The following is a 5,284-nucleotide window of genomic DNA, read 5'->3' as shown; positions in this document are numbered from 1 at the left end:
GTTAACCGTCGGCTATGAGCCCGGCAAAGGAGAGAAGGACGTTCCTTACGGTTTTGTGGACCGCCTGCAGGAGCAGGGGCTGCTTCACGGCCGGACGGAAACGCTGAACGTGGGGATTGCCGGGCTGAAGAGCCAGGGGCTCCAAAACTTTGTGGAAGCCGTCGCAGCCGGACAGCCGATCGGTGCCGAGGCGATTCAGCCGAACCTGCCGGATCCCCGGACCGCCCAGATCGGCGCAGCGGCTCCACAGACCCAAGCGGCCGTGAAGGCCGCGGACGCCATTACGGTCACGATCGGCGGCAACGACATGTCCCAGCTGCTTGAGACCGGGAGCCAAATGACGGACCAGCAGCTGTCCGACCGCGTGCAGGAGCTGTTCAAGCTGTACTCGGACAGCATGAAGGTCGTGCTGGACGACCTGCACGGCTTGAATCCGGACGCGCTGATCGTGGTCGCCGACCAATACCAGCCGATGCCGGAAATCGCCGACAAGGCGCTGTATCCGAAGCTGGGGCAGGCAGCCCAGGCTTTTACGGACGTCATTGACAAGATGGCGGCGTCTTATCAGTCGCAGGGCGTCAATGTCAAAGTGGCCCATGTGGCCAAGGAGTTCGTCGGCGGCGAGGGCACGATGACGCATATCATCGCGGATCGGGACATCCACCCGAACCAGATGGGGTATGAAGCGATGGCCAAAGTCTTCTCCGAAGTGATCTGGGGCGGCTACACCAAGCTGGCTGTTCACGAGGCGGGCGCGCCGATGGGCATCATCGTCGGTGGCAAGGAGCTGAACACGCCTTACAAGCCGGTCATCAAGAACGGCGCGAATTTCGTGGCCATCCAGGACATCGTGAACGCGGTCGGCGCCACCTCCAAGTGGGACGGCAAGACGTCCAGCGCGACGATCAGTTACGCGGGCAACACGGTCGTCATCACGATCGGCGCCAGCTCCGTGAAGGTGAACGGCCAACCAGTCGCCGTCGGCGCACCGGCATTTCTGAACAAGGTCGGCAAGGAATCGAAGACGTACGTACCGCTGGCAGCGCTGGCGCAAGGCCTCGGCTTCGACGTCCAGTACGTGGCGAAGCTGAGAACGGCATTTATCAATCCATAATAAACACGAGAAGGGCTTCCACGGATGGGGGAGCCCTTGTTTATTGCGGAGGCTTCGAAGCTGTAATGCTTGAGGGTGGGTGCTCCGAAGCCTGTAATGCTTGAGAGCGTGCGCTCCGAAGCCTGTAGTGTTTGAGAGCGTGCGCTCCGAAGCCATCCTGTAAGCCCGCTGCGCGTCCGGCTCATGCTTCCGACCGCTGTTGCTCGCGAATTTCTGGGAATGGACGATGGGGAAGAAATTCGCTCACAGCTTATGCTTCCGATGTAGCTTTCTTGTGGAAAGCTATTAGGCGGCCGCTACCGCTTCTCCAGCATGAATCCGGCCGCTCCGCTGGATTCGGGGAAGAGGGGAGCATGCCTGCTGCGCTAAGGCAACTAATTAGGGCAGGGAGAGCATCGGCTCCGAAGCCTGTAAGGGCGTAGCCGACTGGTGCCCAACTTCTCTGATTAAGGCCCTTTGATAGCCCTGCCCTGAACGCTGCTCCTGCTGCTGTAACCCAGCAGGCAAAGGTAACTACAGCATCAGCTATCACATCTGCTACCCCTTCGTAATCTCAAAACCCGCTTCTGCTCTCTTCTAATGCACACCGATCTGCGCATAGGCCTTTAACCTCGCCCAACCGATTCACCGGCCGACCAGCTTCTGGCCCACGCCCATGCGACGGTGCTCCGCTTCCACGACCAAACCGCTGATTTCGGGCGAACGGTGCGGACTTCAGTAGAAACTTCCCTTACCTGATCACCAGCACGATCTTGCCCTGGCCGTGCCCGCTGGCCAGCTCGCGGTGCGCCGCGGCGGCCTCTTCCAGCGGGAAGGTCCTGCGGACGCGGACCTCCAGCTTGCCCGCGGCGCAGAGCTCCGCCAGCTCGGCCAGCCGCGCGGCCGAGCGCTGGTTGCGGATCATGCGGACGCCGAGCTCGGCTGCAAGCTCGCCGTCCACGATCGTGCCGATACGCTCCCTGTCCGGAACGAGGTCCACGGACACGCGGAGCGAATCCCTCCCGGCAGCGTCGAGGGCTGCATCGACGCCGCCGGGAGCCAAGGCACGGACCCGCTCGCCCAAGCCGGGGCCGTAGGCGACGGGGATGGCCCCCAGGGCGCGCAGGTAGTCGTGGTTCCGCTCGCTGGCGGTCCCAATAACCGTGGCGCCCAGGGCACGGGCAAGCTGGACGGCCATGGTGCCGACCCCGCCGGCGGCGCCATGGATCAGGACGGTATCGCCCTCCCCGACGCGAAGCTCCTGCAGGGCGGTGTGGGCGGTTTGCCCCGAAGCTGCGAGCGCCCCGGCTTCTGCCCAAGGGATGCCCGGCGGCTTACGTACGATTTGGCTGGTGGGAACGACGACGTATTCGGCGTAGCTGGCCAGCAGAGCCCATCCGATCACGTCATCGCCAGCCGCGAAGTCCGTTACGTGGTCTCCGGCCTGCTCGATCGTTCCGGCGAAGTCATTACCGAGAATTTGCGGAAACCGGATGCTTAGACCAGGCGGGATCCATCCCGTTTCACGGACGGCCAGGTCGAACGGTTGAACGCCGGCCGCTTTTACGCGAACCCTGACCTCATCAGGGCCGGGTAAAGGGAGCGGAACATCCGCCGTATGCAGTACGTCTGGCGGACCGAACGCGCGGATCACCGCCGCTTTCATTGTCTGTTGTTCTGTCATGCTATCGATCATCCTTTCGGTCATTGAATATAGTGATATCCAGAGCTTTTAATTCATGCCTCCTGCGGTGAGTTCGAGCAGCCTCTCTCGCCTTCGGCCTCTATTTATTCTATAATCGATCATAAATAATAAAAAATATATATAATGCTATTTATTAATAACCTTTAGTATATAAGGAGGGATTTCGATGGAGCTGCTGCAGCTTCAATATTTTCGCAAAGTTGCCGAACTTGAGCACATGACCCGTGCGGCAGAGGAACTGCGCATTGCCCAGCCTGCCCTCAGCAAGACGATTTCACGGCTGGAAGAGGACCTGGGCGTACCGCTGTTTGACCGGAAGGGGCGGCAGATCCGGCTGAACGCCTTTGGCCGGGCCTATCTGCGCAGGGTGGAGACCGCGCTGAACGCCCTGGAAGACGGAAAAAGGGAACTCGAGGATCTGGCGGGAGCGGAGAAAGGCAGGGTGAATCTGGCGACGACCACGCATAAATGCTTCTCCGACCGGATCGGAGATTTTCTGGGGATGCATCCGCAGATCCGGCTGCAAATTTCCCAGGCGGGAGAGCAGGAAAAGCGGGATAAGCTGTTAAGCGGGGAGCTGGACCTGTGCATCACGTTCCCACCGATCGAGCAGCCGGGCATCGAGGGAATTTCCTTTTTGACGGAAGAAATTTTGCTGGCTGTGCCTTCGTCACACCGGTTTGCGGGCCGCAGCAGCATCCGGTTAAGCGAGGCGGCGGGGGAGGCTTTTATTTGCATCCAGAGCAGCAATCCATTTCGGAAAATGACGGATCAGTTTTGCAGGCAGGCCGGGTTTGAGCCGGATATTGTGTGCGAGGTGGATGAGCATTCGGCCGTTGGCCATTTTATCCGGGCGGGGGAAGGCATCGCCTTTATCCCTGAGACACTGATAGATCGGATCGGATTTTCGTTTCATGTGCTGCGGATCGAGGAACCGGTCTGTCGGCGTACTTACCAAATCGCATGGCAAAAGGAGCGTTATTTATCCCAATCTGCGCGCGAATTTCGGGACTTCCTGGTCCAGAGCTTTTAAAGCGTGCCGCTTCGTTATTACCAATCAAAAAAACCGCCCAAGGAACGGCTTTGCCGTATCACCTTGGACGGATATTCTCCTATGGGCTAACCGGAGGGTTCCGGGCAGCCCATTTTTATTGCTATTTTATCTCCGGTCAAAATAGTTGATCCCCATAGCCTCCCGCACCTCGCCCATCGTTTGGCGCGCGGCCTCGCGGGCTTTGGTGGTACCTGCCATTAGAATGTCGTCGATGTCGCCGGGACGCTGTTCATACCGGGCGCGGCGTTCGCGGATCGGCTCCAGCACCTCTTCGATCGCTCCGGTGATTTTAGCTTTGCAGGCGGCACAGCCGAGCGTGCCCCGGGTGCACATGTCATGAATATTGCCGCTGTCCTCGGAGCGAAAAATCCGGTGATACCCGTAAATCGTGCAGACCTCCGGATGGCCGGGATCGGTTTTGTGCACGCGCGCCGGATCGGTTGGGGCTTTGCGAATCCGGCTGCGGACCTCATCCGTGGTGGAATCGAGGGAGATGGCGTTGCCGAGGCTTTTGCTCATTTTGCTTGAACCGTCGAGCCCATCCAGCCGCTCACCCACGATGATTTGCGGTTCCACCAGGACGGGGGCGTACAGCTCGTTAAAGCGCCGGACGATTTTGCGCGTCTGCTCGATATGGGGGATCTGGTCATCGCCTGCGGGAACTAGGGTGGCTTTGCAGAAGGTGATGTCCGCCGCCTGGCTGACCGGGTAGCCGAGGAAACCGTAATACAGATCCTCATATCCGCGCTCGGCCGCTTCGCTCTTGATCGTCGGGTTGTGGCGCAGCGAGCTGACCGACACGAACATCGAATAAAACACCGTCAGCTCGGCGATCTCAGGGATCATCGACTGCACGAACAGCGTCGCCTGGTCGGGATCAATGCCTACCGACAAATAGTCCATCGCCACCTGGCGCACGCTGCCCGCCAGCATTTCCGGCGTATGAAAATGGGTGGTCAGTGCCTGAACATCCGCCAGCATGATATAGGTTTCGTACTGCTCTTGAAGCTGCACCCGGTTCTTCAGGCTGCCGACGTAATGGCCGAGATGCAGCTTGCCGGTCGTCCGGTCTCCGGTGAGGACAATGTCCTTGGGTTGTGAGTTTGTTGAAATTGTCATGGTTATTCCTCCTGAATTGAAATTGTTTTGTATACGGAACTTCATTAGCGAACATGTCTAGTAACCCGGTCTTCCCGGGACGCCACCACCAGCCGTCATCCATGGCCATCACCTCCTTCAATCATGCAGTTTTGAGTTTTGCTTTAGTTGATCGGGCAGAAGGACCGACGATAGACGCCGATACCACGCTTGGGAGTGGGTCTTAAGCTCATGCCTTCCTTAGGTCAAGCTTCAAGACAAGTCCCCAGTACCAAAGCACATTTCAACGGCTATAAGACGTTTATCGACGAACCTCCTAAGGAGCCAGCCCGCA

General features: G+C 59.1%; 4 protein-coding genes. 2 read left to right on the top strand and 2 right to left on the bottom strand.

Annotation, left to right across the window (positions count from 1 at the left end):
• A partial coding sequence (locus CPT76_RS20810) for a stalk domain-containing protein (RefSeq protein ID WP_105444328.1) occupies nt 1–1,114 on the top strand: 1,114 nt, incomplete at its 5' end.
• A 730-nt stretch (nt 1,115–1,844) separates the two neighbouring features.
• Here the strand turns inward: CPT76_RS20810 and CPT76_RS20805 are convergent.
• A complete protein-coding gene (locus tag CPT76_RS20805; protein WP_105444390.1) occupies nt 1,845–2,759 on the bottom strand; it encodes an NADP-dependent oxidoreductase in 915 nt (304 codons plus the stop codon).
• A 205-nt stretch (nt 2,760–2,964) separates the two neighbouring features.
• On the opposite strand from CPT76_RS20805, the gene CPT76_RS20800 reads away from it, so the two are divergent.
• Nucleotides 2,965–3,831 carry a LysR family transcriptional regulator gene (locus CPT76_RS20800; RefSeq protein ID WP_105444327.1) on the top strand — a complete coding sequence of 289 codons (867 nt, stop codon included), beginning with the start codon at nt 2,965–2,967 and terminating at the stop codon, nt 3,829–3,831.
• Between the two features lie 126 nt (nt 3,832–3,957).
• Here CPT76_RS20800 and trpS read toward each other — a convergent pair whose 3' ends face one another.
• Nucleotides 3,958–4,971: a tryptophan--tRNA ligase gene (trpS, locus tag CPT76_RS20795; protein ID WP_105444326.1), complete on the bottom strand. Its 1,014-nt coding sequence runs from the start codon at nt 4,969–4,971 to the stop codon at nt 3,958–3,960.
• Between the last annotated feature and the right edge of the window lie 313 nt (nt 4,972–5,284).

It is taken from the genome of Paenibacillus sp. AR247, assembly GCF_002968895.1.
In the GTDB taxonomy this organism is placed as follows: Bacteria; Bacillota; Bacilli; order Paenibacillales; family Paenibacillaceae; genus Paenibacillus_AQ; species Paenibacillus_AQ favisporus.
Note: the sequence above shows the minus strand (reverse complement) of the source record. Positions and strands in the feature narration are given on the sequence as shown.